The 24,662-nt window shown below is 62.0% G+C and carries 25 protein-coding genes and 3 tRNA genes; 10 read left to right on the forward strand and 18 right to left on the reverse strand.

The window, feature by feature from the left end:
• Window positions 1-168: 168 nt before the first annotated feature.
• From prfC to ACJ8MK_RS12440, 5 genes are all read right to left on the reverse strand, one after another.
• On the reverse strand, window positions 169-1,758 hold the full coding sequence (gene prfC, locus ACJ8MK_RS12420) for a peptide chain release factor 3 (RefSeq protein WP_442517770.1): 1,590 nt from the start codon (window positions 1,756-1,758) through the stop codon (window positions 169-171).
• Between the two features lie 146 nt (window positions 1,759-1,904).
• Window positions 1,905-3,170 carry a type II toxin-antitoxin system HipA family toxin gene (locus ACJ8MK_RS12425; protein ID WP_103772809.1) on the reverse strand — a complete coding sequence of 422 codons (1,266 nt, stop codon included), beginning with the start codon at window positions 3,168-3,170 and terminating at the stop codon, window positions 1,905-1,907.
• A gap of 3 nt (window positions 3,171-3,173) precedes the next feature.
• Window positions 3,174-3,479, reverse strand: a complete 306-nt coding sequence (locus ACJ8MK_RS12430; RefSeq protein WP_103772810.1) for a helix-turn-helix domain-containing protein — start codon at window positions 3,477-3,479, stop codon at window positions 3,174-3,176.
• A 155-nt stretch (window positions 3,480-3,634) separates the two neighbouring features.
• Window positions 3,635-4,078: a ribosomal protein S18-alanine N-acetyltransferase gene (rimI, locus tag ACJ8MK_RS12435; RefSeq protein WP_033649119.1), complete on the reverse strand. Its 444-nt coding sequence runs from the start codon at window positions 4,076-4,078 to the stop codon at window positions 3,635-3,637.
• Window positions 4,023-4,460, reverse strand: coding sequence for a DNA polymerase III subunit psi (locus tag ACJ8MK_RS12440; protein ID WP_033637012.1), 438 nt, complete (start codon window positions 4,458-4,460; stop codon window positions 4,023-4,025). Before ACJ8MK_RS12440 ends, rimI begins: the two co-directional genes overlap by 56 nt.
• A 146-nt stretch (window positions 4,461-4,606) precedes the next feature.
• Between ACJ8MK_RS12440 and rsmC the strand changes: the two genes are divergently transcribed.
• On the forward strand, window positions 4,607-5,647 hold the full coding sequence (rsmC, locus tag ACJ8MK_RS12445; RefSeq protein WP_041037823.1) for a 16S rRNA (guanine(1207)-N(2))-methyltransferase RsmC: 1,041 nt from the start codon (window positions 4,607-4,609) through the stop codon (window positions 5,645-5,647).
• Between the two features lie 50 nt (window positions 5,648-5,697).
• Here the strand turns inward: rsmC and ACJ8MK_RS12450 are convergent, their stop codons facing one another.
• Window positions 5,698-6,690 carry an aldo/keto reductase gene (locus ACJ8MK_RS12450; protein WP_049213062.1) on the reverse strand — a complete coding sequence of 331 codons (993 nt, stop codon included), beginning with the start codon at window positions 6,688-6,690 and terminating at the stop codon, window positions 5,698-5,700.
• 118 nt (window positions 6,691-6,808) lie between these two features.
• Between ACJ8MK_RS12450 and ACJ8MK_RS12455 the strand changes: the two genes are divergently transcribed.
• From ACJ8MK_RS12455 to ACJ8MK_RS12470, 4 genes are all read left to right on the forward strand, one after another.
• Window positions 6,809-7,753: a LysR substrate-binding domain-containing protein gene (locus ACJ8MK_RS12455; RefSeq protein ID WP_442517771.1), complete on the forward strand. Its 945-nt coding sequence runs from the start codon at window positions 6,809-6,811 to the stop codon at window positions 7,751-7,753.
• Between the two features lie 72 nt (window positions 7,754-7,825).
• A tRNA-Leu gene (locus tag ACJ8MK_RS12460) sits at window positions 7,826-7,912 on the forward strand.
• Window positions 7,913-7,948: 36 nt separating this feature from the next.
• Window positions 7,949-8,035 (forward strand) — tRNA-Leu (locus ACJ8MK_RS12465).
• Window positions 8,036-8,077: 42 nt separating this feature from the next.
• Window positions 8,078-8,164, forward strand: a tRNA-Leu gene (locus tag ACJ8MK_RS12470).
• Window positions 8,165-8,253: 89 nt separating this feature from the next.
• Here the strand turns inward: ACJ8MK_RS12470 and ACJ8MK_RS12475 are convergent.
• Complete coding sequence (locus tag ACJ8MK_RS12475) at window positions 8,254-8,538, reverse strand: DUF1435 domain-containing protein (protein ID WP_033637006.1); 285 nt, start codon at window positions 8,536-8,538, stop codon at window positions 8,254-8,256.
• A gap of 442 nt (window positions 8,539-8,980) precedes the next feature.
• On the opposite strand from ACJ8MK_RS12475, the gene ACJ8MK_RS12480 reads away from it, so the two are divergent.
• Window positions 8,981-9,883, forward strand: a complete 903-nt coding sequence (locus tag ACJ8MK_RS12480; RefSeq protein WP_370739131.1) for a GGDEF domain-containing protein — start codon at window positions 8,981-8,983, stop codon at window positions 9,881-9,883.
• Window positions 9,884-9,896: 13 nt separating this feature from the next.
• Here the strand turns inward: ACJ8MK_RS12480 and ACJ8MK_RS12485 are convergent, their stop codons facing one another.
• Entirely contained in the window at window positions 9,897-10,493 is a 597-nt protein-coding gene (locus ACJ8MK_RS12485) for a TetR/AcrR family transcriptional regulator (RefSeq protein WP_041037817.1), read from the reverse strand.
• A gap of 137 nt (window positions 10,494-10,630) precedes the next feature.
• On the opposite strand from ACJ8MK_RS12485, the gene ACJ8MK_RS12490 reads away from it, so the two are divergent.
• Window positions 10,631-11,827, forward strand: coding sequence for an MFS transporter (locus tag ACJ8MK_RS12490; RefSeq protein WP_442517772.1), 1,197 nt, complete (start codon window positions 10,631-10,633; stop codon window positions 11,825-11,827).
• A 10-nt stretch (window positions 11,828-11,837) separates the two neighbouring features.
• Here the strand turns inward: ACJ8MK_RS12490 and ACJ8MK_RS12495 are convergent, their stop codons facing one another.
• Entirely contained in the window at window positions 11,838-12,749 is a 912-nt protein-coding gene (locus ACJ8MK_RS12495; protein WP_033637002.1) for a LysR family transcriptional regulator, read from the reverse strand.
• Between the two features lie 108 nt (window positions 12,750-12,857).
• Between ACJ8MK_RS12495 and ACJ8MK_RS12500 the strand changes: the two genes are divergently transcribed.
• Window positions 12,858-14,060: an MFS transporter gene (locus ACJ8MK_RS12500; protein WP_442517773.1), complete on the forward strand. Its 1,203-nt coding sequence runs from the start codon at window positions 12,858-12,860 to the stop codon at window positions 14,058-14,060.
• 1 nt (window position 14,061) lies between these two features.
• On the opposite strand, the gene fucP is transcribed toward ACJ8MK_RS12500, so the two are convergent.
• Genes fucP through ACJ8MK_RS12535 form a run of 7 tightly spaced genes read right to left on the reverse strand, consistent with a single transcriptional unit; the run spans window position 14,062 to window position 20,223 of the window.
• A complete protein-coding gene (gene fucP, locus ACJ8MK_RS12505; RefSeq protein ID WP_047569422.1) occupies window positions 14,062-15,291 on the reverse strand; it encodes an L-fucose:H+ symporter permease in 1,230 nt (409 codons plus the stop codon).
• Between the two features lie 40 nt (window positions 15,292-15,331).
• Window positions 15,332-15,691, reverse strand: a complete 360-nt coding sequence (locus ACJ8MK_RS12510; RefSeq protein WP_060426860.1) for an L-rhamnose mutarotase — start codon at window positions 15,689-15,691, stop codon at window positions 15,332-15,334.
• Window positions 15,688-16,464: an SDR family oxidoreductase gene (locus ACJ8MK_RS12515; protein WP_033636997.1), complete on the reverse strand. Its 777-nt coding sequence runs from the start codon at window positions 16,462-16,464 to the stop codon at window positions 15,688-15,690. Before ACJ8MK_RS12515 ends, ACJ8MK_RS12510 begins: the two co-directional genes overlap by 4 nt.
• Window positions 16,442-17,305: an amidohydrolase family protein gene (locus tag ACJ8MK_RS12520; RefSeq protein ID WP_197828198.1), complete on the reverse strand. Its 864-nt coding sequence runs from the start codon at window positions 17,303-17,305 to the stop codon at window positions 16,442-16,444. The genes ACJ8MK_RS12515 and ACJ8MK_RS12520 overlap by 23 nt, the downstream gene beginning before the upstream one ends.
• Before the next feature lie 14 nt (window positions 17,306-17,319).
• Window positions 17,320-18,597 (reverse strand): L-fuconate dehydratase, encoded by a 1,278-nt coding sequence (locus ACJ8MK_RS12525; protein ID WP_442517774.1) that lies wholly within the window; start codon window positions 18,595-18,597, stop codon window positions 17,320-17,322.
• Window positions 18,598-18,611: 14 nt separating this feature from the next.
• Window positions 18,612-19,457: a fumarylacetoacetate hydrolase family protein gene (locus ACJ8MK_RS12530; protein WP_193168912.1), complete on the reverse strand. Its 846-nt coding sequence runs from the start codon at window positions 19,455-19,457 to the stop codon at window positions 18,612-18,614.
• 25 nt (window positions 19,458-19,482) lie between these two features.
• Window positions 19,483-20,223, reverse strand: a complete 741-nt coding sequence (locus ACJ8MK_RS12535; RefSeq protein WP_016929185.1) for an SDR family oxidoreductase — start codon at window positions 20,221-20,223, stop codon at window positions 19,483-19,485.
• Window positions 20,224-20,458: 235 nt separating this feature from the next.
• Between ACJ8MK_RS12535 and ACJ8MK_RS12540 the strand changes: the two genes are divergently transcribed.
• Both ACJ8MK_RS12540 and ampH read left to right on the forward strand, forming a co-directional pair.
• Complete coding sequence (locus ACJ8MK_RS12540; protein WP_033636991.1) at window positions 20,459-21,217, forward strand: FadR/GntR family transcriptional regulator; 759 nt, start codon at window positions 20,459-20,461, stop codon at window positions 21,215-21,217.
• Between the two features lie 125 nt (window positions 21,218-21,342).
• Window positions 21,343-22,485: a D-alanyl-D-alanine-carboxypeptidase/endopeptidase AmpH gene (ampH, locus tag ACJ8MK_RS12545; protein WP_047569437.1), complete on the forward strand. Its 1,143-nt coding sequence runs from the start codon at window positions 21,343-21,345 to the stop codon at window positions 22,483-22,485.
• Window positions 22,486-22,518: 33 nt separating this feature from the next.
• Here ampH and hpaC read toward each other — a convergent pair whose 3' ends face one another.
• Both hpaC and hpaB read right to left on the reverse strand, forming a co-directional pair.
• Window positions 22,519-23,034 (reverse strand): 4-hydroxyphenylacetate 3-monooxygenase, reductase component, encoded by a 516-nt coding sequence (gene hpaC, locus ACJ8MK_RS12550; RefSeq protein WP_033636989.1) that lies wholly within the window; start codon window positions 23,032-23,034, stop codon window positions 22,519-22,521.
• A 16-nt stretch (window positions 23,035-23,050) separates the two neighbouring features.
• Window positions 23,051-24,613 (reverse strand): 4-hydroxyphenylacetate 3-monooxygenase, oxygenase component, encoded by a 1,563-nt coding sequence (gene hpaB, locus ACJ8MK_RS12555; RefSeq protein ID WP_047569441.1) that lies wholly within the window; start codon window positions 24,611-24,613, stop codon window positions 23,051-23,053.
• Window positions 24,614-24,662: the final 49 nt, after the last annotated feature.

Here is a 24,662-nt window from a genome sequence, read left to right on the forward strand (position 1 = left end):
GCAATGTGCGGACATCCCGTTAAAGATAGACCATTAGACAGAAAATGCAGGCCGAACGAACATCGCCTGGTGTCCTAGGTTCGCAAGAAAAATATGAGGGAGGTTTATTAATTAGCGCAGTGGGAATAGGAGAGGCGTGCAGGGCGCACTGGGCGCCCTGCCGATTGATCAGTGTTCGCGCGTCTTGCGGAAGGTCACGTCAGGATAACGTTCCTGCGTCAGGTTGAGGTTCACCATGGTCGGCGCGATATAGGACAGGTTGTCCCCGCCGTCCAGCGCCAGGTTGATCTCGTTCTTGCGCTTGAACTCTTCGAACTTCTTCACGTCGTCGCACTCGACCCAGCGCGCGGTCGACACGTTGACCGACTCGTACAGCGCTTCCACGTTGTACTCGCTCTTCAAGCGCGCTACCACCACGTCGAACTGCAGCACACCGACCGCACCGACGATCAGATCGTTGTTGGCGATCGGACGGAACACCTGCACCGCCCCCTCTTCGGACAGCTGCACCAGCCCCTTCAGCAGCTGTTTCTGCTTCAGCGGATCGCGCAGGCGAATGCGGCGGAACAGTTCCGGCGCGAAGTTCGGGATGCCGGTGAACTTCATGTCTTCACCCTGGGTGAAGGTATCGCCGATCTGAATGGTGCCGTGGTTGTGCAGGCCGATGATGTCGCCCGGATAGGCTTCTTCCACGTGCGAACGGTCGCCGGCCATAAAGGTCAGCGCGTCGGAGATCACCACGTCTTTGCCGGTGCGCACCTGGCGCAGCTTCATGCCCTTCTCGTAGCGGCCGGAAACCACGCGCATAAAGGCCACGCGGTCGCGGTGTTTCGGATCCATATTGGCCTGGATCTTGAACACGAAGCCGGTGAATTTCTCTTCCGCCGCCGTCACTTCGCGGGTGTCGGTTTTGCGCGGCATCGGCGCCGGCGCCCAGGCCACCAGGCCGTCCAGCATGTGATCCACGCCGAAGTTGCCCAATGCGGTACCGAAGAACACCGGGGTCAGCTCGCCGCTCAGGAAAGCCTCCTGATCGAACTCGTGGGAAGCGCCCTGCACCAGCTCCAGCTCATCGCGCAGCTGCGCCGCCAGATCTTCACCCACCGCCGCATCCAGCTCCGGGTTGTTCAGACCCTTGACGATGCGCACTTCCTGAATGGTGTGGCCTTTACCGGTCTGGTACAGGTAGGTTTCATCCTTGTGCAGGTGGTAAACGCCCTTGAACAGCTTGCCGCAGCCGATCGGCCAAGTGATGGGCGAGCAGGCGATCTTCAGTTCGCGCTCGACTTCATCCATCACTTCCATCGGATCGCGGATATCGCGGTCCAGTTTGTTCATGAAGGTCAGGATCGGCGTGTCGCGCAGACGGGTAACCTCCATCAGCTTGCGGGTGCGATCCTCAACGCCCTTGGCGGCGTCGATCACCATCAGGCAGCAGTCGACGGCGGTCAGAGTACGGTAAGTATCTTCGGAGAAGTCTTCGTGCCCCGGGGTATCCAGCAGGTTGACCAGGCTGTCGCGGTACGGGAACTGCATCACCGAGGTGGTGATCGAGATCCCACGCTGCTTTTCCATTTCCATCCAGTCGGATTTGGCGTGCTGGCTGGAGCCGCGGCCTTTTACCGTACCGGCGGTCTGGATCGCCTGTCCGAACAGCAGCACTTTTTCGGTAATGGTGGTTTTACCGGCATCGGGGTGCGAGATGATGGCGAAAGTTCTTCTTTTGGAGACTTCGCGGGCAAATTCACTAGGAGACATGGTTTTCAGGTTCTACGGTTAGTCCGCCCTGCGACATCATCAGAACGCGCCGATCGCGGCGCCGGGCAAAGCGGTGAATAAAAGATAACAGCCGGGCATTTTCGCCGATTTGCCAACCGGTGACAATCAATGGATCCGATTTCCCGCTAACGCAGGCGGAAATCGGGGGACAAAGCGGCCCAATGCCGACGCAATACCGATTTGTGATCGTCCGCCATCGGCAGGTTTTCCAATAATTCCGGCCACAAATTTCGCGCCTTGTCGATGGCATCCACAAGGTGCACACGAATCGCAGGCCAGGGAATATCGACCCGCTCAGCCCAGCGTTCGAAGGTTTGCATTGAGATCCTATCCCAGCGTTTTTCCTTCGCCATATTGAGCGCGGCCTCAGATTCACCAGGAATATAGGCCAACGTAGTGACGATGTCATAAGCGGGAGAAAGCCGAACATCGGTCTGGTTTGGATAGATCATGGACCAATTCTTTACGTGAGCATCGCCATTGGCGAGCAAAATATTCGCCAACAGACGGCGTGCCATTTGCTGCGCATCCGCTAAAGGTTCACTGCCATACTCATAGAGATAAGCCGCTATCTGATCGTAATTTTTACCGCGGTATTTATCGTGCGCGTAAATCTCGAATATCTGAGCAAAATCTTCTGCATGTACTCGCCCGTTTTCGCTGCGGTCAAAACGACGGATGGCATAAGCATAAGGTTCATCCGCCAAGCGAATATCAGGCAAGTGCTCAAGTCGTGTCAGCTCAACCAACTCAATATCAGGAATATCCACGCCGATGGCTTGCGCCAAGCGCATTGCCGTATATTCATTTTCAGGGAGATGACGATGGACCGTTGAAGGCGTTTTAATGATCCAGCTATCGGCGCCGACCTGAGAAGAAATGTTGAAACGGCCCTCTTTGCGCACAGAGGAAAACTTCATTTGTACCCCTGCCAAAGAAAACTTTTGCGCCTCCACGCCAACATTAATTTGCACGGCTTCCAGCTCGCCGCGCGACGTTAACGCCCAGGTGGGTATGTCACTGGCAGCCAGCGGCCGGGCTTCAAGCGCTCCCGGCAGGTTTCCCCCGGCCCAGGCAATTAAGGGAAACTCCTCGTTCACATGGGCTTTCAACGACTGGGCCACCCAACCGCGCAGTGCGCCTTCGGGTAACAAATTGGATAAGACGGGCGGCAGGCGCTGCGATGACTGTAAAACTTGCTCAAGATACCCCGGGTGCGCCCTCTGCCTTAGCGTAAACAAGGGACGAGCATGCTCCGGCAAAGCGAGGTAGTGCGGATCAAAGGTCAGGATGTTTCTGCCGCCGCTGTAATGCGCCAGCACGCCAACACGCACGCCATGCAAGATCAAGGCTAATGCCTGCACCGATTCAACCTGTCGCGGCCCTTTCATCAGCTAGTCCTCGAGATCTTTCAGTTTTTTTTCAAAATTATGCGGCTTACCGGCTTCCGGCGCGCGACTCACTTCCTGTTGCAGCAAGCACTCCACATCACGGGCAGACTTTTTCGGCACGATGACATATTCCAAATCCATCGCCGCCAATATCCGTAGCAGCGTGCTTACCCGCATATCGCTACCCGTTTCAATACGCTGATATTGCTGTTGGGTCATGCCAATCTTCATTAAAAAGTCTTTTTGGCTCCAGCCCAACTCAATGCGTTTTTCTTTCAGCAACGCTGATATTTCTGATAATTTTCTCATCCGCACCTCCCAACTACGCATTGATTGTCTCACCAACAATAAACAACAAATTAGTTGTCGCCATGGCAAAAAACAACTTATTCGATGTAAATTAATCAGAAAACAACTTTTTAGTTGTAAAAGGAAAGGAAAACAATAAACAGGATGTGTTTAGATTACGCCAGCGGCAGCGCCATCACGATCGCGTCTTCGCGGCCGTGGGCGCTCGGGTAATAATTGCGGCGCACGGTAACTTCGTTGAAACCGAGATCTTCATACAGCGCGATCGCCGCCTGGTTGGAGGCGCGCACTTCCAGCCACAGCGTGACCACGCCGCGGCTCTCCAGCCGTTCAATCAACGCGTTGAGCAGCAGGCGGCCAAAGCCACGGCGCTGGTACTGCGGATGAATGGCGATGTTGAACAGCGTGGCTTCGTCCAGCACGATCTGCGTGATGGCGAACCCCGCCATCTCCCCGTCGGCGCTCAGCTTCAGGTTAAGGTAGCGATCGCCCTGATTGCTGGCGAAGGTGGTTTCCGTCCAGGGAAAAGCGTGGCTGGCTTGCTCAATGGTGAAGGCCGTGGCCAGGTCGGCCGCCGTCAGGGTAGAAATCGTGTTCATGATGACAAATCTGCTGCCAGAGGGCGCGTTTGGCCCCCGCGTCTTGGGAAAGCTCGGCCAGCGCCGGGCTGTGTAGCTGCGCGCCGGCGACCGCAAGCGGTTCCGCCACGCCCAGCCGCCAACTGTTGCATGCGGTCTCTTCAGGCAGCATCGCCGCCTGTTCCGGCGTCAGGCTGTAAGTTTGCGCCGGCGTCAGCCCCAGGCTGCGCAGCACGTCGCAAAACAGCGGATCGTCCGGTGCGGGCAGCGTCTGCGCCACCACCAGCAGGCGCGCCTCGGGCGGCAGACTGACCGCCACTTCGCCCTGCAACACGCCCGGGCGGCGCAATGTCCACTGCGTAATACCCAGTTGTTGTAACAGCCAGTCGCGTTTTGATGCCATGCCGATTCCTACCCGTTGTGGTGCGCCATGCCTGCCATGCGCCGCGCTATGCTAACAAACCCGCGCAGCCCGCGCCAACAAACCCGTCGAACATATCGCCACAAAGCTCTATAATCCCCGGTCTCATTTCCAGGAGCCAATATCTGATGTCTGCATTAACCCCCGCCAGTGAAGTCATGCTGCGCCACAGTGATGAATTTATCGAACGCCGCGTGCTGTTTGCCGGCGACCTGCAGGACAGCCTGCCGGCCCAATTCGAGGCCGCGGACGTGCGCGTCCACACTCAGCAATACCATCACTGGCAGTTACTGAACCGGACGATGGGCGATAACGTGCAGTTCGGTTTGACCGTCGATCCCGCTTTCGTCGCCGACTGCGACACGCTGGTTTACTACTGGCCGAAGAGCAAGCAGGAAGCGCAATTCCAGCTGTGCAACATCCTGGCGCTGCTGCCGGTGGGCGTAGACGTGTTCGTGGTCGGTGAAAACCGCAGCGGCGTGCGCAGCGCCGAGCCAACGCTGGAAGGCCACGTTGCGCTGGTGAAAATCGACAGCGCGCGCCGCTGCGGCCTGTATCACGGCCGCCTGGACGCACAGACCGAGTTCAGCCTGGACGACTGGTGGGACAGCTATCAGCTGCACGATCTGGAAGTGAAAACGCTGCCGGGCGTGTTCAGCCGCGACGGCCTGGACGTCGGCAGCTCGCTGCTGCTGTCGACGCTGGAAAAACACATGAAAGGCAAGGTGCTGGACATCGGCTGCGGCGCCGGCGTGATGGCCTCGGTGATGGCCAAGCTGTCGCCGAAGGTGAAACTGACCCTCAGCGACGTCAACGCCGCCGCGGTGGAGTCCAGCCGCGCGACGCTGGCCGCCAACGGCATCGAAGGCGAAGTGATCGTCAGCAACGTTTACTCCGACATCACCGGCCGTTTCGACATGATCATCTCCAACCCGCCGTTCCACGACGGGCTGCAGACCAGCCTGACCGCCGCCGAAACCCTGATCCGCGGCGCGGTGAAACACCTGCCGATCGGCGGCCGGCTGCGCATCGTCGCCAACGCCTTCCTGCCGTACCCGGACATTCTGGACGCCACCTTCGGCAGCCACGAAGTGCTGGCGCAGAACGGCCGCTTCAAGGTGTATCAGGCCACCGTCGGCCGCCCGCCGCGCGCGCCGAAGAAGAAATAATTCGCCGTTGGCGGAAAACGACAGAGCGCGGCCTGAGGCCGCGCTTTTTTTTAGCCGTTGATATAGGCCATCGACTCAGCGCCGTAGCGATCACCGGCCGCCGCACTCAGCGGAAACACCGCGTCTATCACCGCCAGCTCGGCCGCGCTCAGCGTTATCTCCGCCGCCGCGACGTTCTCTTCGAGGTAGCGACGGCGTTTGGTGCCGGGGATCGGCACGATGTGCTCGCCCTGCGCCAACACCCAGGCCAGCGCCAGCTGTGAAGGCTTGACGCCCTTCTGTGCCGCCAGCTCCCCCACCTTCTCCACCAGCGCCAGGTTGCGGGCGAAGTTTTCCCCCTGGAAGCGCGGGTTGCCGCGGCGGAAATCGTCCTCGGCCAGATCCTCCGGCCGCCGGATAGCGCCGGTGAGGAAACCGCGCCCTAACGGGCTGTAAGGCACAAAGCCGATGCCGAGGCGCTCACAGGCCGCCAGCACGCCCTGTTCGGCATCGCGCGTCCACAGCGAATACTCGGTCTGCAGCGCGGTGATCGGATGCACCTTGTGCGCCCGCTCCAGCGTGGCGACCGACGCCTCGCTCAGGCCGATATGGCGGATCTTGCCTTCGCGGATCAGATCCGCCATCGTGCCCACGACGTCTTCGATCGGCACCTGCGGATCGACCCGATGCTGATAATAAAGATCGATCTCCTCCACGCCCAAGCGCCGCAGGCTGCCTTCCACCGAGCGCCGGATATACTCGGGCCGGCTGCTGACGCCGCGCGCCGAAGGATCCGCCGGATCGCGCAGGATGCCGAACTTGGTGGCCAGGAACACCTGTTGCCGTTTGCCCTTGATCGCTTCCCCCACCAACTCCTCGTTGGTGTGCGGACCATACATGTCGGCGGTGTCGAGCAGCGTGACGCCCAGCTCCAGCGCCCGGTGCAGCGTGGCGATGGCTTCCTGCCGATCGGCGCCGGTGGAGTAGAAGTCGCTCATGCCCATGCATCCCAACCCCAGGGCGGAGACGAGGGGGCCGTGAGAACCCAGTTTACGTTGTTGCATTGTGCTGCCCTCATGCGATGAACGGATAACGCAGCAAAGTCTGGTTGTTTACGCTACAAAGATAAATAATGCAGATTGCACATCACTGTTCAAAAATCACCAACAATCCGGAGTGGACATGGATCAGGTTCAAGCCATGCGCATTTTTACCCGCATCGTCGAACTGGGCAGCTTCAGCCGGACGGCCGAGCGCCTGCAGCTGCCGCGCGCCACGGTCAGCAACGCGTTGAAACGGCTGGAGCAGCGGCTGGGCGTGCGCCTGCTGATCCGCACCACCCGCCAGGTGCAGGTGACCAGCGAAGGCAGCCTCTACTATCAACGCTGCGTACAGTTGCTGGGTGCGCTTGAGGAGGCGGACACGCTGTTCAGCCACCATAAGCTGCAGCCGTCCGGCAAGGTGCGCATCGATATGCCCCATTCGCTGGCGCGCCAGATTGTCATTCCGGCGCTGGACGACTTTTACCGCCGCTATCCCGACATCACGCTGGCGCTGGGCGCCAACGACACCCACGTCGATCTGTTGCGCGAAGGCGTGGACTGCGTGCTGCGCGCCTGGGAAACCGAAGACGACAGCCTGGTGGCACGGCGCATCGCCCAGCTGCCGCAGATCACCTGCGCTTCCCCCGCTTACCTGCAGGCCTGCGGCACGCCGCTCGACATCGATAGCCTGGAGCCGCACCGCGCGGTGGGGTACTTTTCCCTGGCCAGCAACCGCGATTACCCGCTGGAATTCTGCCGCGGCGGCAAAGTGGAACTGCGCGAACTCCCCGCCCGGCTGAGCGTCAGCGGCGCCGACGCCTACATCGCCGGCGCGCGGGCCGGCATGGGGTTGATTCAGGCGGCGCGCTATTCGCTTGCCCCCTGGCTGGAACGGGGCGAACTGGTGGAAGTGCTGGCGGACACGCCGCCGCCGCCGATGCCGATTTACATCATGTATCCGCCCGGCCGTTTCCTGGCGCCACGGGTCAGGGTGTTGATTGATTGGCTGATTTGGCTGTTTGACCAGCGGAAAAGCGGCGATATGGCTGTTTTTCCAGCAAACGCCCGCAATGCGGGGAAATAACTGTTGACGTGCCCGCCAAAATCTCTAGAATTCGCCTCCGTGGTAACGTTACTCCGGTAATGTTTCTGGTACGCGAAGGTGGCGGAATTGGTAGACGCGCTAGCTTCAGGTGTTAGTGTCCTTACGGACGTGAGGGTTCAAGTCCCTCTCTTCGCACCAAATAACCACATGATTTATATTGCACTCAGCATCGATGCGAAGGTGGCGGAATTGGTAGACGCGCTAGCTTCAGGTGTTAGTGTTCTTACGGACGTGAGGGTTCAAGTCCCTCTCTTCGCACCACGCTGGCGACGTAATATAAATCAAAGCAACAACATCGACTGTGCGAAGGTGGCGGAATTGGTAGACGCGCTAGCTTCAGGTGTTAGTGTCCTTACGGACGTGAGGGTTCAAGTCCCTCTCTTCGCACCAATTGATGATCTCTCCGGTAGTCTCCTCGAAAAAATCCCAACGCATTGATGAACAACACGCCTAAGCGTGGTTTTGCCGTTTCCGGCGTTTTACCCGAAGCTGAAGTTGAGGCTGACCGCCGCCAGGCCGCCCGCCAGCGCCATGCAGGAAGGCAGCAGCAGATAATGACGCAGCCGGCTGTTGAACAGCATCACCAGCGTCGCCAACATCGCTATCACGATCAGGCTGCGCAGCTGCATCATATCGAGATCGATCAAGGCCAACAGCGGCATCAGCGCGCACGGCAGCAAAACGCCCCAGGCGCTGGCCAGGCGATCGCCGAGGCACCAGCTGACGCCCCACAGCCCGCATGCGGCAATCATGGCAGTGAGCATGACAACCCCCTCAAGTGATAATGATAACCAATATCATATAACATTTTTTTGGCCGCCGCATCATTTTCGCTGCGATGACCAAACCCAGATGACACCAGCAGGAAAAAATGATAATTTGACATAAGAAAATTCCTAGTCCTGTTTGCATGATAATAATCACAACGGTCAACCATGCAATTCAAGTGGATATTTCGCGCCAAGGGAATGCTTCTCAACCTTAATTATTCGACAGTACGACTTTGCAAAGAGTGACCTCCGTATGAACGCCCGTTCTTATCAGGAATTACTGAACAGCAAGCAGCGCCTGGCATTATTTCTTTTTCTAATGATGAATGCCGCCTCTTCCATATTTACGTTATTGTTCCCTTTTAGGGATGTCCCTTCTTTTACTCTGCCTTTATTATGCATCCCGTTATTTTGTCTGGCGGCGGCGCTATTTTCTCTGCATACGCCGCGGCAATACCTGTACAAACTCAACCTGTTCGCCAGCGTGCTCGGCCTGCTGTGGGCTGCACATATCTACGTTAAAAGTCAATATTGCCTGCCGAATAACCAAGATTTTTTATTAATTAGTTTGTTCAGCATCTTTTTTATCAGCGCTATTTCTCTTACGGATAACTTTACCGCCTTTTGTTTACATGCCGTGCCTTCCGCAATGATGATCCTGGCTTTAGACGGTATGCATAATACCCTGCGGATATTATTCACCACGCTATTGCCTATTATCGCTTTCTCCATTCATCACCTGATGTTGAAACGCAGTGAAATCTTTACCCACGCGCTGGTGGCCAACCTGTATAACGAGCGGGACAAATTCAATAATTTGAGCATGCTCGATCCCCTGACCGGCCTTTATAACCGTCGCGGGCTGGAGAATAAGATCAACATGCTGCTGGAACCGCAAACCGGCCGCCACTACGTGCTGCTGCTGGATATCGACCACTTCAAGGTCTACAACGACAGCTACGGCCACGCCATGGGCGACCGGGCGCTGGTGCAGGTGGCGATCGCCATCCGCGATGCGGTGCGTTCGCGCGACATCGTGGTGCGCTACGGCGGGGAAGAGTTTTTGGTGCTGCTGACCAACGTGCACGAAGGCTATGCGGCGCAGCTGGCCGAACGGGTGCGCCAACGGGTGGCGGAACTGAATATCCCGCACGGCGCCAGCTCGCAGCACAGCGGTACGCTGACGCTCAGCGCCGGCATCTCGGCATTGGAAAAACTGGACGTCGAATCGGCGATCGGCGCGGCCGACGCCGCGCTCTATCTGGCGAAGCACAGCGGCCGCAACAATATTCAGCTGGCGCAAAACGTCCAGCCCGCCCTGCTGCTGCCGCAGGAGTAAATACCCTGCCCGGTTAAGCGGCCGTTGGCCGCAAGCCGTTCAGCAATAGCGACAAACCGGCCAACGCCTGCTCCAAAGCGGTTTTCTCATCCGGCTGGTGCGCGATCCAAAGCGCGGCATCCATCAGGCCGCCGTTGATCAAATGCGCCAGCGATTCCGGCTCGGCGACGGCGATGCGCCCCTGCGCCATCAACGCCTGCAATGCGCCCGTCATCCAGACAATGCATTGCAGCTTACTGGCCTGCAAATATTCAGCCCCCAGCACCGAAGGTGAATCGCGCAACAAAATGCGTTGCGCTTGCGGCTCCGTCATCATGATCAAATAACCGCGACAACGCGCCGCAAACGCCTCCCAGCCATCCGCCAAACTCGCGGTAATGTCGGCCAAGCGCGCATCTATCTCGGCGTCGATTTCTTGCACGACGGCCAAAAACAAACCTTTCTTGTCCCCAAAGTGGTGGTAGAGCGCACCGCGCGTCATGCCGGCTTGCGCGGTGAGTTCATCCATTACCGTCTCGGCATACCCCACGCTGCCGAACTGCTGACGGGCGGCCGCCACCAGTTTTTGTCGGGTTTCTTCAATCATTTCTGCGCGCGCTTTACGTGCCATGGGTCCACTCCCGCCTCGTTATTGATGAACGTTATAATTGACATACGCCATGTATGTCAATTAACGTAACATACGTGGCGTATGTCAATGATGGCCATTGAGCGAATACTGAGCCGCCAACTTCTGGAGCCCTTTCCATGGCAAATCCTTATTTCAACCTGTTCAACGCCCCGGGCAGCAAGGCGTTTTCCTCTGCCGGGCTGATCGCGCGCCTGCCGGTCTCGATGACCGGTATCGGCATCATCACTATGCTCTCACAGGTACGCGGCTCTTATTGGTTGGCGGGCGCGGTAGCGGCGACGTTCGCCTTTTCCATGGCGCTGCTTGCGCCGCAAATCGCGCGCGCGGCGGATCGTCACGGCCAAAGCCGCGTGTTGCCCTACGCCACCGGGGTCAGCACGCTAGCCCTGCTACTGCTGTTGCTCTGCACCCACTATCGGGCGCCGGACTGGACGCTGTTCGTCTTCGCCGCGCTCGCGGGCGGCATGCCCAGCATCTCCGCGATGGTCAGAGCCCGCTGGAGCGAAATTTATCGCGGCACGCCACAGCTGCACACGGCATTTTCATTCGAGTCCGTGTTAGATGAAGTGGCCTTTATCGTCGGCCCACCGATCGCCGTGGGGCTTAGCGTTTCACTCTTCCCAGAAGCCGGCCCTCTGGTGGCCGCGCTGCTTCTGGTGGCGGGCGTTGCGGCATTCGCCTCGCAAAAAAGCACTCAGCCCCCGGTCTACACCCGCAATAACCAGCGGCAGCGCGCCATCCTGGCCATGCCGTCAATGCAGATCCTGCTGCTGGCGCTGATCGCCCTGGGCACCATCGTCGGCACCGTGGACGTCATCAGCGTGGCCTTCGCCGAGCAGCAAGGACAGCCGGCCGCCGCCAGCATCGTGCTGTCGGTTTATGCGTTCGGCTCCTGCCTGGCCGGGCTGATTTTCGGCGCAATGAAGATCTCCGTCCCCTTGCCTCGCCTGTTCTTATACGCGGCGTTCGCCACCGCCTTCACCACCCTGCCGCTGCTGTGGGTGCACAATGTCTTGACGCTGGCGGCGGCGATGTTTGTTGCCGGATTGTTTTTTGCGCCGACCATGATCATTGCCATGGGGCTGGTTGAAAACATCGTGCCGCCCTCCCGGCTGACGGAGGGATTGACCTGGATGGTCACCGGCCTGGGGATAGGCGTGGCGCTCGGCGCCGCATTGGCGGGCCTGGCGATCGATGCCGCCGGGATAGCGGCCGGCTTCGGCGTCACGCTCACCGCCGGGCTGATCGTGCTGCTGGTGGCGGCCGGCGGCTACCGCTTAATGCGGCGAACGCTGGCCTTGAAAGCGGCGTGAATCGCTCGCGCTAAGCGGTTTCCCAAATAGCCTTGCCCTGCCAGCGCCGTTCGATCGCCGCCAGGAACAGTTTCACCTTGGGGGAGAGATGGCGCCGGCTGGGATAGACGGCGCAGATCGGCGGCCCCGGGCGGCAATAGCGCTCCAGCACCGGCACCAGCGTGCCGGCCGCAATCTGCTCGCCGACCAGAAACGCCCCCACCTGGCACAGGCCGGCTCCGGCGACGGCCGCATCCCTCAAGGCCTCGACGTTGTTGAAACGCATCCGGCCGCGCACCGGCTGTTCGTGCAGTTGGCCGTTGACCAAATAGCGCCAGGGCGCCGGCAGCCCCTGATGGCTGAAGACCAGCGTCTCGTGATCGCCCAACGCCTCCGGTTTTGCAGGCGTGCCGTGCCGCGCCAGATAATCCGGCGCCGCGCAGGTGATCAGGCGATGTGGCGCGAGCACCCGCCGCACCAGCCGGCTGTCGTCGTTGCCGCCGACGCGGACAGCCACGTCGATGCCGTCGCGCACCAGATCGCTGTAATCGTCGGAGAAGCTGACGTCGGCGTCCACCTCCGGCCACTGCGCCAAAAACTCCCGCAGAATCGGCAGGATATGCAACCGCCCCAACGAGACCGGTAGATCCAGCCGCAGCCGCCCGCGTGGGGTTTGCCGCCGCGTATTGAGCGCCGTTTCCGCCTCTTCGGCCTGCGACAGGATGCGCTGCGCATACTCGTAAAACACCGCGCCGTCTTCGGTCAGGCTGACGCTGCGCGTGGTGCGCTGCAGCAACCGGGTGGCCAATCGCTCCTCCAATCGGATCACGCATTTGCCCGCCGCCGAGCGGGAGATGCCCAGCCTCTCGGCCGCCAGCGTGAAGCTGCAGGCGTCGGCGACGCGAATGAACACCAGCAGGTCGGTCAGGTTATCCAACGGCATAGACGGTAAATTAGCCACGATTTGTCCCCAATGTTGCGCATTCAGGCCAGTTTATCAGTCATTTTGGCGCGGATACACTGAGGCTCTTCATCTGTTGGGAGAGTCATTATGAGTGCCTTACACGCCGGCGGCGGCGCAAAACCCTGGCTGGCAACCTTCGCCATCGGCCTATCCACCTTTACCGTCGTCACGGCAGAAATGCTGCCCGTCGGGCTGCTGACCCCGATAGTCAGCACCTTGAGCGCATCGATAGGCCGCGCCGGGCTGCTGATTTCCCTGCCTGCCCTGTTCGCCGCGCTGTTCGCCCCGCTGGTGGTGCTGGGCGCCCGGCGCACAGATCGCCGCAGCCTGCTGATCGTCTTTCTGCTGCTGCTGATCGCCGCCAACCTGCTGGCCGCCGCCGCTACCTCCATGGCGCTGCTGTTCGCTGCGCGCATCCTGCTGGGCTTTTGCATCGGCGGTATCTGGGCCATCGCCGGCGGATTGGCGGAACGTCTGGTGCCGCCGGCCTCCGTCGGATTGGCGCTGTCCGTCATCTTCGGCGGCGTAGCGGCGGCCTCGGTGCTCGGCGTGCCGCTCGGGGTGTTCCTCGGCGAAGCGCTGGGCTGGCGCATGGCGTTTCTGGCCGTCGCCGTCCTGGCGGCGCTGACCCTGCTCCTGCTGCTGTGCGTGCTGCCGCCGCTGCCGGTCACGCAGGCGGTGAGCTGGCGGTCGTTCACCGCGCAGCGCGCGAATCGCCGGTTGCTCCTCGGGCTGCTGCTGACGTTTCTGCTGGTTGCCGGCCACTTTATGGCCTACACCTTTGTCCGCCCGCTGCTGCAGACGGTCGCCGGCATCGAGAGCCGCTGGGTGGGGCCGCTGCTGTTCGCCTACGGCGTCGCCGGTATCGTCGGGAATTTCATCGCCGGCCAGGCCGCCGCCAAACGGCTGCGCCGCACCCTGGCGCTGATCGCCTTCGGGCTGGCGCTCGCCGTCCTGCTGCTGCCGCTGCTGGGCCGCGCGCCGCTGAGCGGCGGTGCCTTCCTCCTGCTGTGGGGCATCGCCTACGGCGGCGTTTCCGTGTCGCTGATGGCGTGGATGCTCAAGGCGGCGCCCAATGCGGTCGAGGTCGCCTCTTCGCTGTATATCGCGCTGTTTAATCTGGCGATTTCCTGCGGCTCGTTGGCGGGTGGGCTGGTGGTGGACGCCGGAGGCTTGACGATAAACGGCGTGCTGTCCGGCATCGTGCTGCTGCTGGCGCTGGCGATCCTGATGCGAACGTGCCCACAGGCGCTGACAACGGCGGCGAAGGCCGATTCGCCGCCGGGGTGAATCAGGCGCGGCGCTGCCGCAGGCCGTAAACCAGCACCACCGCGAAGCACAGCAGCGGCAACAGATAAGAGAGCGCGGTGCTGTAACGGTCGGCCAGCGCCCCCATAAAGTACGGCATGATGGCGCCGCCGACGATCGCCATGATCATAAAGGAGCTGGCGCGCTTGGTGTGTTTACCCAGGTTTTTCACCCCCAGGGCGAAAATGGTCGGGAACATGATCGACATAAAGAAGAACACCGCGATCAGCGCCACCACCGACACCCCGTCGACGCTCAGCATCACCACGCCGCACAGCGCGATGTTGATCAGCGCATAGGCCGCCAGCAGCGTCGCCGGTTTGACTCGCCCCATCAGCCAGGTGCTGAAGAAGCGCCCGACCATAAAGCAGATCATGGCGATCGACAGCAGGTAAGAGGCGCTTTGGTTAGACACATCGCGCCAGTGTTCGGTGGCGTAGTTGATGAAGAACGCCCCCACGCCCACCTGCGCCGCCACGTAGAAGAACTGCGTGATCACCCCGCCGACGAAATGCGGATGCTGCCATAATCCCTGCGCTATCACGCCGTGCACCGGTTTTTCCTCTTCTCGGATCGCCGGCAGCCGGGTGCGGCTGAACAACAGCGCGATCAGCAGCACCAGCACGGCGATCGCCACATAGGTCATCTTCACCGCGCTCTGATCGCCGCCGCCGGCGGACTGGCTGGCGGAGAAGAACAGCGTGCCGCCGATCAGCGGGCCGATAAACTGCCCGAGGCCGTTGAACGACTGGGCCAGGTTGAGCCGCCGTTCGGCGCCCTGCGCGTCGCCCAGCACCGTGGCGTACGGGTTGGCGGCCGTTTCCAGGCAGCCCAAACCGCTGGCGATAACGAACAGCGCGAACAGGAACACGCCGAAGCTGTTGGCCGACGCCGCCGGCACGAACAGCAGCGCTCCCAGCGCATACAGGCACAGCCCGACCAGAATGCCCGCCTTATAGCCCTTGCGGTCCATAAAGTACCCGGCGGGCAGCGCCACCAGGAAATAGGCGCCGAAATAGGCCGCCTGCAGCAGCCCTGATTGCGCCTTGGTGACGTGCAACGTCTCCTGAAAATGTTTGTTTAATACGTCCAGCAGGCCATAGGACAGCCCCCACATGAAGAACAGGCTGGTGACCAGGATAAAGGCCCAGCGCAGATTGGCGGTCACGGCGACGCCCGGCTGCGCGGAGGCCGCACTTTTTTCAGCAAGCATGGTGATACCCTCGTATCGTCTGGCGATGATGATGTTGGCGTTATTGCTGTTGCAGAGAAAATATCCGCGCCATTTCCACCCATTTTTCGCCCTGCGGCGTCCAGGGGGTGGCGGCCTGGTAGTGCCACATCAGCGCTTCCCATCGCTGTACTTCGGGGTTGTTCAGGCTGGCGGCGTCAAAGCGCGCAGCGTCGAAATCGGCGCTGACCTCCACGATCATGAACAGCCGGGTGCCCAACCGGTAAATCTCCATGTCCAGAATGCCGTGCTCGCGCAAATGCGCGGCGATGCCCGGCCAGATGCGCTGATGATGCTGCAGGTACTCCGCAATCAGCGCCGGTGAGTCAATCAGATCGAGCGCCTGGCAGAAACGGCGCCGCCCTGCCGTCGCGCCGCTCACGTCAGCGCCCGATCGAGATGCAGGTAGCCACCGTCCACCGACAGCCACTGCCCGGTGGTATGCGATGACCGCGACGACAGCAGAAACGCCACGGTATCGGCGATCTCCTGCGGCGTGGTCATGCGCTGCCCGAGCGGAATGCGCGCGGTGATTTTCGCCATCTGCCGCTGCGGCTCGGCGAAGGTGTTGAGCCAGCGCTGGTACTGCGGGGTGATCACCTCCGCCGGCACCACCGCGTTCACCCGCACGCCGTCATGGCGCAGCGACACCGCCCATTCACGCGTCAGCGCCAGCACCGCGCCCTTGGCGGCGGTGTAACCGCTGGTGCCGCCCTGGCCGCTGAGCGCGGTCTTGGAGGCGATGTTGACGATAGCGCCCCGGCTCTCCTGCAGCGCCGCCTGGCACAGGTGCGCCATCAGGTAGTAGTGCACCAGGTTCTTTTCCAGCGAGCCGACGAAGGCTTCGCGCCCCGCCTCCAGCCCGACGCCGTCGTTGACCCCGGCGTTATTCACCAGCCCGTCGATGCGGCCGAAGGCCGCCAGCGTCTGGCTGACCGCGCGGCGGCAGGCCGCCTCGTCGCACAGTTCGGTGAGGATCACCTCGGTACGCGGCTGCAGCCGCTGCAAATCGGCCAGCAGCGCCGCCTCCGGCGCGGCGTTGGTGACCAACACCGGGATCGCCCCTTCTTCGGCCAGCACATGTGCAATCGCCGCGCCGATGCCGGCACCGCCGCCGGTGACCAGCACCACCTTATCTTGCAGATACAGATCCATAACCAGACTCCGTTAAACCGTAAATTCTCCAGGCGGTGTCGCCCCAAATCGCCGCCTGCTCGGCGGCGCCCAGCGTCGACAGCGCCCGTTCGCACAGTTGCACCACCTGGCGGTAGTCGCCGGCCAGCAGGCACACCGGCCAGTCGGAGCCGAACATCAGCCGCTGCGGGCCGAACGCCTCCAGCGCGGCGTCGAAGAACGGCAGCAGTTCTTCCGCCCGCCACCGGCCACCCGGCGCCTCGGTGATCAGCCCCGACAGCTTGCAGGCCACGTGCGGCAGCGCCGCCAGCGGCCGAATTTGCTGCGCCCAGTGCCGCGCGCCGCGCGCGATGTCCGGCTTGCCGAGATGGTCCAGCACCAACCAGTGCTCATCGTGGCGGGCGGCGAACGCCGCCGCGGCCGCCAGATGCCGGTGCGTCACCAGGATCTCGTACACATACCCGGCGCGCTGCAGCGTTTGCATGCCGCGTTCCACCTCCGGCCGCGCCAGCCAGGCCGCCGGATCCGCTTCGTCCTGCACCTGATGGCGCACCCCGCGCAGCGCGCTATAAGGCCACAAGGCCTCCAGACGCTGCGCCAGCTGTGGCGAAGCGATATCCAGCCAGCCCACTACGCCGCATACGCCCTCGCTCTGCTCAGCCAGCGCCAGCAGGGCCAGCGTCTCGTCCTCGCTGGGGCGCGCCTGCACCGCCAGCGCGCCGTCGAACCCCTGTTCCTGCAGCAGCGGCTGCAGCCGGGGCGGATCGAAATCCTGCCGCAGCACGCGCATCCGCTCGTCGATCCACGGGTAGTGCCGTGGCTGATAGCGCCAGAAATGCTGATGAGCGTCGATGCGCGGCATGCGATCCTCCCGCCTCACCCGCGGAACCGATACTGCTCGATCGACGACGGATGCATCTCGATCGAATAGCCGGGGCGGCTCGGCGGCATGTAGGCCGCGCCGTTGATCACGCAGGGATCGACAAAGTGTTCATGCAAATGATCGACATACTCGATCACCCGGCCTTCGTGGCTGCCGGCAATGCACAGGTAGTCGATCATCGACAGGTGCTGCACGTACTCGCACAGCCCGACGCCGCCGGCGTGCGGGCAGACCGGCAGCTGGTATTTGGCCGCCATCAGCATCACCGCCAGCACTTCGTTGACGCCGCCGAGGCGGCAGGCGTCGATCTGCACCACGTCTACCGCGCCGCGCATGATGAACTGCTTGAACATGATGCGGTTCTGACACATCTCACCGGTGGCCACCTTGACCGGCGCCACCCCTTCGCGGATGCGGCGGTGCCCTTCCACGTCGTCCGGGCTGGTCGGCTCTTCGATAAACCAGGGCTTGGCGAACGCCAGATGCTTCACCCACGGAATGGCTTCGTCCACCTCCCACACCTGGTTGGCGTCGATCATCAGCTGGCGATCCGGGCCGATCACCTCGCGGGCGATGCGCACCCGGCGGATGTCATCTTCCAGATCGCGCCCGACCTTCAGCTTCAGGTAGGAGAAACCGGCGTCGACCGCTTCCTGGCACAGGCGACGCAGCTTGTCGTCCGGATAACCCAGCCAGCCGGCGGAGGTGGTGTAGCAGGGATACCCCTCCTGCAGCAGCCGCGCCAGGCGCTCTTCTTTGCCCTCGGCACGCTGTTTCAGCAGCGCCAGCGCTTCCTGCGGCGTGATGCAGTCGGTGATGTAACGGAAGTCGATGCAGCGCACCAGCTCCTCCGGCGTCATCTCCGCCACCAGCCGCCACACCGGCTTGCCGACCGATTTGGCCCACAGATCCCACACCGCGTTGACCACCGCACCGGTCGCCAGGTGAATGGCGCCCTTGTCCGGCCCGATCCAGCGCAGCTGGCTGTCGCTGGTGAAGCGCCGCCAGAAGGCGCCCATGTCGGCGGCGATATCTTCCAGCCGCTCGCCGACGATCTGATGCTCCAGCGCGCGGATCGCCGCGCAGCAGATCTCGTTGCCGCGGCCGATGGTGAACGTCAGCCCGTGGCCGCTGAGATCCGCGCGATCGGTCTCCAGGATCACGTAGGCGGCGGAATAGTCGGGATCCGGATTCATGGCGTCGGATCCGTCCAGCCCCAGCGACGTGGGGAAACGAATGTCTTCAACCCGCAGTGCGGTAATGGTGGTCATGGCGGCGCTCCCGGTTAGGCCTGTACGGTTTGCTGGCGCTGTTCGCCCAGCCCTTCGATGCCCAGACGCATCGTCTGGCCCGCCCGCAGATAGATGGGCTGCGGTTTCTGCCCCATGCCGACGCCCGGCGGCGTGCCGGTGGAGATCACGTCGCCCGGCTGCAGGCTCATAAAGCGGCTGAGGTAGCTGACGATCTGCGGAATGCGGAAGATCATGGTGCTGGTGTTGCCGTCCTGATAGCGCTTGCCGTCCACCTCCAGCCACAGGTTCAGGCTGTGCGGATCGGCGATCTCATCGGCGGTGACCAGCCAGGGGCCGATCGGCCCGAAGGTGTCGCAGCCTTTGCCCTTGTCCCAGGTGCCGCCGCGTTCAATTTGATATTCGCGTTCTGAAACGTCGTTGATCACGCAGTAGCCGGCGACGTGGCGCATGGCGTCCGCTTCGCTGATGTAGCGCCCGCCCTGGCCGATCACCACGCCCAGCTCCACTTCCCAGTCGGTTTTCTGCGAGCCGCGCGGGATCTCCACCTGGTCATAGGGGCCGACCACCGCGCTGGTCCATTTGTTGAACACCACCGGTTCTTCAGGAATGGCCGCGCCGGTTTCCGCCGCGTGATCGGCGTAGTTCAGGCCGATGCAGATAAACTTGCCGATGCCGCCGACGCAGGCGCCGAGGCGCGGCTGCCCTTCGACCAGCGGCAGCGCGGCGCTGTCCAGAGCGCGCAGTTTGGCGAGCGACGCCGGCAATAACGCGGCGCCCCCCACGTCGGTGATATGCTGCGACAGATCGCGCAGGCGGCCCTGCGTATCCAACATGCCGGGGCGCTCTTGCCCGGGTTGCCCGTAACGTAAAAGTTTCATGCGTTCCTCTCTCAAAAATGGCGGCTCAGTTGCTCCAGCCGCCGTCGATGATCTGCACCGTGCCGGTGGTGTACGAACTGGCGTCGGAGGCCAGATACAGCGCCAGTTGGGCGATTTCCTCGGTGGTGCCGATGCGCCCGATCGGCTGACGGGCGACGAACGCCTGATACACCTCTTGCTCGCTGCGCCCCTGCTCGCGCGCCTGCTCGGCAATGCGCTGGCGCAGCGACGGCGACTCCACCGTGCCGGGGCAGATGGCGTTGCAGCGGATGCCCTGCGTGACGTAGTCCGCCGCCACCGAGCGCGTCAGGCCGATCACCGCCGCCTTGCTGGCGCTGTAAGCGAAGCGGTTCGGCACCCCTTTCACGCTCGAGGCCACCGAGGACATGTTGATGATCGAGCCTTTGCCGCGCGCCAACATGCCCGGCAGGAAGGCGCGGATCATGCGGAACATCGCGGTAACGTTGAGATCGAGCGCGAACGCCCACTGATCTTCGCTGCAATCGAGGATCGATCCGCTGTGCACCACGCCGGCGCAGTTGAATAGCACATCGATCGGGCCGATCGCTTCCGCCGCCGCCGCGATGGCGGCCGGATCGGTGACGTTCAGCGTCAGCGCGCGGATCCCGGCGCAGCCCTGCAGGCGCTCGAGGTTGATGTCGCTGGCGATCACCTCGGCACCGGCGGCGGCGAACAGCCTGGCGGTGGTAAAACCGATCCCTTGCCCGGCGGCGGTGATCAGTACGCGTTTCCCGGTTAAATCCATCTTGACTCCTCGGCCTAAAGGTCTAATGGTCAGGCCACTAAAGGCGGTTAAAGGTCAGGCCTCTAACATGACAAAAGACGCTTTACGCGTTATCGTTGGGGGAAGAAGTTAATAAAACAGCCTTGAAACCGCATTTCAATTAACCATTTTTTTACACTTGAATAACGATTACTCAAGCGCCTTGTCGCATAATTGTGCGCCAAATCACTGAACGCCGAATCGTCAAAGGTCAAAAATGCCGATTACCCGACTGGAAAACCCAAGAATTTACAGACAGATAGCAGACCAGCTCAAACGTCTGATCGAAAATAACGAATTTCCGCCGGGCAGCCGCCTGCCCTCGGAGCGCGATCTCGCCCAGCAGTTGCAGGTCAGCCGCGCGTCGGTGCGCGAAGCGCTGATCGCGCTGGAAGTGATCGGCCTGGTGGACGTCAAGGTCGGCAACGGGGTGATCGTGCGCTCGCAAACGCCGCTGGCGCCGTCGCAGGAGCCGGTGATGGCGCAGGCCGGCCGCAACCAGTGGGCGGAGATCGACGACGAACTGAATATCGAACTGGATTTCAACGCCGAGCTGCCGCCGTTTTCACTGCTGCAAACCCGCCTGTTGATCGAACCGGAGACCGCCGCGCTGGCCGCGCGCCACGCCACCGACGAAGAGCTGGCGGGCATCCGCGCCGCCTACGAGCAGAACTGCCGCGATAACCGCGCCGGCTCCGCCACTCACCCCGGCGATCGGCTGTTCCACATCCGCATCGCCCAGGCCAGCGGCAACCCGGCCTATGCGTTCATTATCGGCCACCTGCTCGGCCACCGTTACGGCAGCATGTTTCGCGTGCTGCAGCGCCACTATACGCCGGACGACATGCCGCACCGTTCCGAGCTGGAACACCGGGCGATCCTGGCGGCGATCGAAGCGCGCGACGTGCGCGGCGCCCGCAAGGCGATGAAGGCGCACCTCGATGAAGTGATCGCCATTTTCGCCCGCGCGCAGTAGGCCGCCGGCGGTTAAAAAATTTATCGTCACCGCTCTTTTTTCTACATGCAGCCGGGGCCTGAGCGCATTACACTGGGCGACGAATAACGCCCTTTCCCGCTGCATTGTTAAATGGATAACGACCGTTGAAGAACTCTGTCTCCGCTTTATTGCTGGCGCTGGGCCTGTGCGCCGCGCCGCTGGCCGCGCTGGCCGCCCCCCCGCAGCTGGCTTCGCAAATCGTCGACCAGTATGCCGAACATATTTTCTACAACAGCGGCGCCACCGGCATGGCGCTGGTGGTGATCGACGGCAATCAGGTGGTTAACCGCAGCTTTGGCGATACCAAACCCGGCAACAACCTGCGCCCGCGCCCGGATTCGCTGATCCGCATCGCCTCGATCACCAAGCTGATGACCAGCGAAGTGATGGTGAAAATGGCGGCGGCAGGCCAGGTCAAACTGACCGACCCGCTGCGCAAGTACGCCCCCAAAGGCGCCTATGTGCCGGCTTACAACGCCGGGCAGCCGATCACCCTGCTGAACCTGGCGACCCACACCAGCGCGCTGCCGCGCGAGCAGCCGGGCAAAAAGCCGCCGAAAACGCCGGTGTTCACCTGGCCGACCAAGGCCCAGCGCTGGCAGTGGCTGGCGCATGCCAACGTCACGGTGCCGCCGGGCGTACGCGCCGCCTACTCCAACCTGGCGTATGACCTGCTGGCCGACGCGCTGTCGCGCGCCGCAGGCAAGCCTTACAACGCGCTGCTGAAAGAGAAAATCACCGCGCCGCTCGGCATGGTCGACACCACGCTGACGCCGAGCCCCGAACAGTGCTCGCGCCTGATGGTGGCGGCGGCCGGCCCGAGCGCCTGCCGCGACACCACCGCCGCGGCCGGCAGCGGCGGCGTCTACTCCACCCCGCGCGACATGCAGCGCTGGATGCAACAATTCCTCTCCTCCAGCGCCAGCGGCCCGCGCAAAGCCACCGCCGCCAGCGAGCAAACCATGTACTTCCAGCGCCACGATCTGGTGTCGCTGAAGGGCATGGACGTGCCGGGGCAAGCGGATGCGCTGGGGTTGGGCTGGGTGTATATGGCGCCGAAGGACGGGCTGCCGGGCATCATTCAGAAGACCGGCGGCGGCGGCGGGTTCATTACCTACATGGCGATGATCCCGGCGAAAAACGTCGGGGTGTTCGTGGTGGTGACCCGCTCGGAGCTGAGCAAATTCACCAACATGAGCGATCCGGTCAACCGCCTGGTGAGCGATCTGGCGGCCAACAAGAGTTGATATGCGGGGCGCAGCGGGCTGCGCCCCAACGCCTCAGGCCGGCACCGCCATCGGGTGGATCACCGAATGGAAATTGCGCTTGAAGTAGATCAGCCCGTTGCCGGCTTCGCTCAGCGCGATCTGCTTGATCTGCACCAAGTACATCTGGTGGGTGCCGATGCTCTGGATCTGCTCGATCTCCCCTTCCAGGCTGGCCAGGGTATTGCGCAGCACCGGCTGCCCCAGCGCGCCGAGCTGCCACTCTTCCAGCCGGAAACGATCTTCCATGCTGACGCCGGTCATGCCGGCGAAGTGGCGCGCCATCAGCTCCTGTTCGTGGTTGAGCACGTTGACGCACAGCCTGCGGTTTTCCTGAAACACCGGGTTCATCGCGCTGTTGCGGTTGATGCACACCAGCAGCGTCGGCGGCGTATCGGTTACCGAGCACACCGCCGTGGCGGTGATGCCGCAGCGCCCCGCCGGGCCGTCGGTGGTGACGATATTCACCGCCGCCGACAGGCTGGCCATGGCGTCGCGAAAGCGCAGGCGCTGTTCATTTTCCTGAGACATACAACCTCCTCCTGAATTACTTCAGCAGATTATCCAACTGATTAATATCGTCATTGTTCCGCAGGTGCGGCACCTTCCAGCCGTGCTGATCGTAATCGGCCAGGCACTTGTCGACCATCTGCATCATGCGATCCATGTTGCCGGATCCCTGCGCGTGGCGCAGGCACTGCAGGCGGATCTCATCCTGGCTGCCGGCGTAGTTGATCTCATACAGCTCGTGACGGCCGCCGAATTCGCTGCCGATCGCATCCCACATCAGCTTGAGGATCTTGATGCGTTCGACGTGATCCATACCGTCCGATCCGCGCACGTAGCGCGCCAGGTACTTGTCGATCTCCGGGTTGTTCATGTCGCGCACGCTGGACGGCAGGTAGATCAGGCCGCTGGTGACGTTCTTCTCGATGATGTGTTTCACCTTGGTGTAGGCCATCGGCGCCATCACGCGGTAGGTTTGCAGCGCGGCGGAATCCGGCAGGTAGGCGCCGTTTTCCCATTTTGTGGCTTCGGCGCACATCGCGTCGCTCAGCGACCAGAACAGGTTGCGCCAGGCCACCACTTCGCCCAGATCGGCCTGCACGCCGCGGAACTCCAGCACGCCGGTGCACGAGAGGCTCTTTTGCAGCAGCGCGGTGATGAAGTCCATCTTCACCGCCAGACGCACGCAGGCCTGCAGCGGGAACAGCCGGGCGAAACCGCCCTGGGTGCTCCAGCGGCGGCAGCGGTCGAAATCGCGGTAGATCAGCACGTTTTCCCACGGGATCAGCACATGATCCATAATCAGGATCGCGTCGTTCTCGTCGAAGCGGCTGGTGAGCGGGTAGTCGAACGGCGATCCGGTGGCGCCGGCCACCAGCTCGTAGGAGGCGCGCGAAATCAGCTTCACCCCTTCGGCGTCCATCGGCGCCACGAACATCAGCGCGAAGTCCGGGTTATCGCCCATCACCTGCGCCGAACCGAAGCCGATGAAGTTGTAGTGGGTCAACGCCGAGTTGGTGGCCACCACTTTGGCGCCGCTGACCACGATGCCGGCGTCGGTCTCTTTCTCCACCTGAATGTAAACGTCCTTCACCTCGTTGACCGGCTTGTGGCGGTCGATCGGCGGGTTGACGATGGCGTGGTTGAAATAGAGCCCGGTTTCCTGAATGCGTTTGTACCAGTGGCGCGCGTTGTCGGCGAACTGGCCGTAGAACTCCGGATAAGCGCCCAGCGCGCAGCCGAAGGCCGCCTTGTAGTCCGGCGTGCGTCCCATCCAGCCGTAGCTTTGGCGCGACCAGTCGGCGATGGCGTCGCGCTGCTGGCGCATCTCTTCCGGGCTGCGGGCATAGCGGAAGAATTTATGGGTATAGCCGCCGTTGCCGGTGTCGGTATTCCAGCACAGGCGATCCTGGCTGGCCGGATCGTGCAGCGCGTCATACAGCTGGCCGACAGACGCCGCCGCGTTGCGGAACGCCGGGTGGGTGGTGACGTCTTTCACACGCTCGCCGTAAATGTAGATTTCGCGGCTGTCCTGCAAACTTTTCAGGTATTCGGCGCCGGTAAACGGGCGTTTGCTGTCGGCACGAAAGTCTTCTGGTTTCATCGGGTCTTCCTCGTCATCGGCATTTTTCAGGCCGTGGATCCGGCCATTT

The sequence above is a fragment of the Serratia sp. CY38905 genome (assembly GCF_052168875.1).
Lineage (GTDB): Bacteria > Pseudomonadota > Gammaproteobacteria > Enterobacterales > Enterobacteriaceae > Serratia > Serratia sarumanii.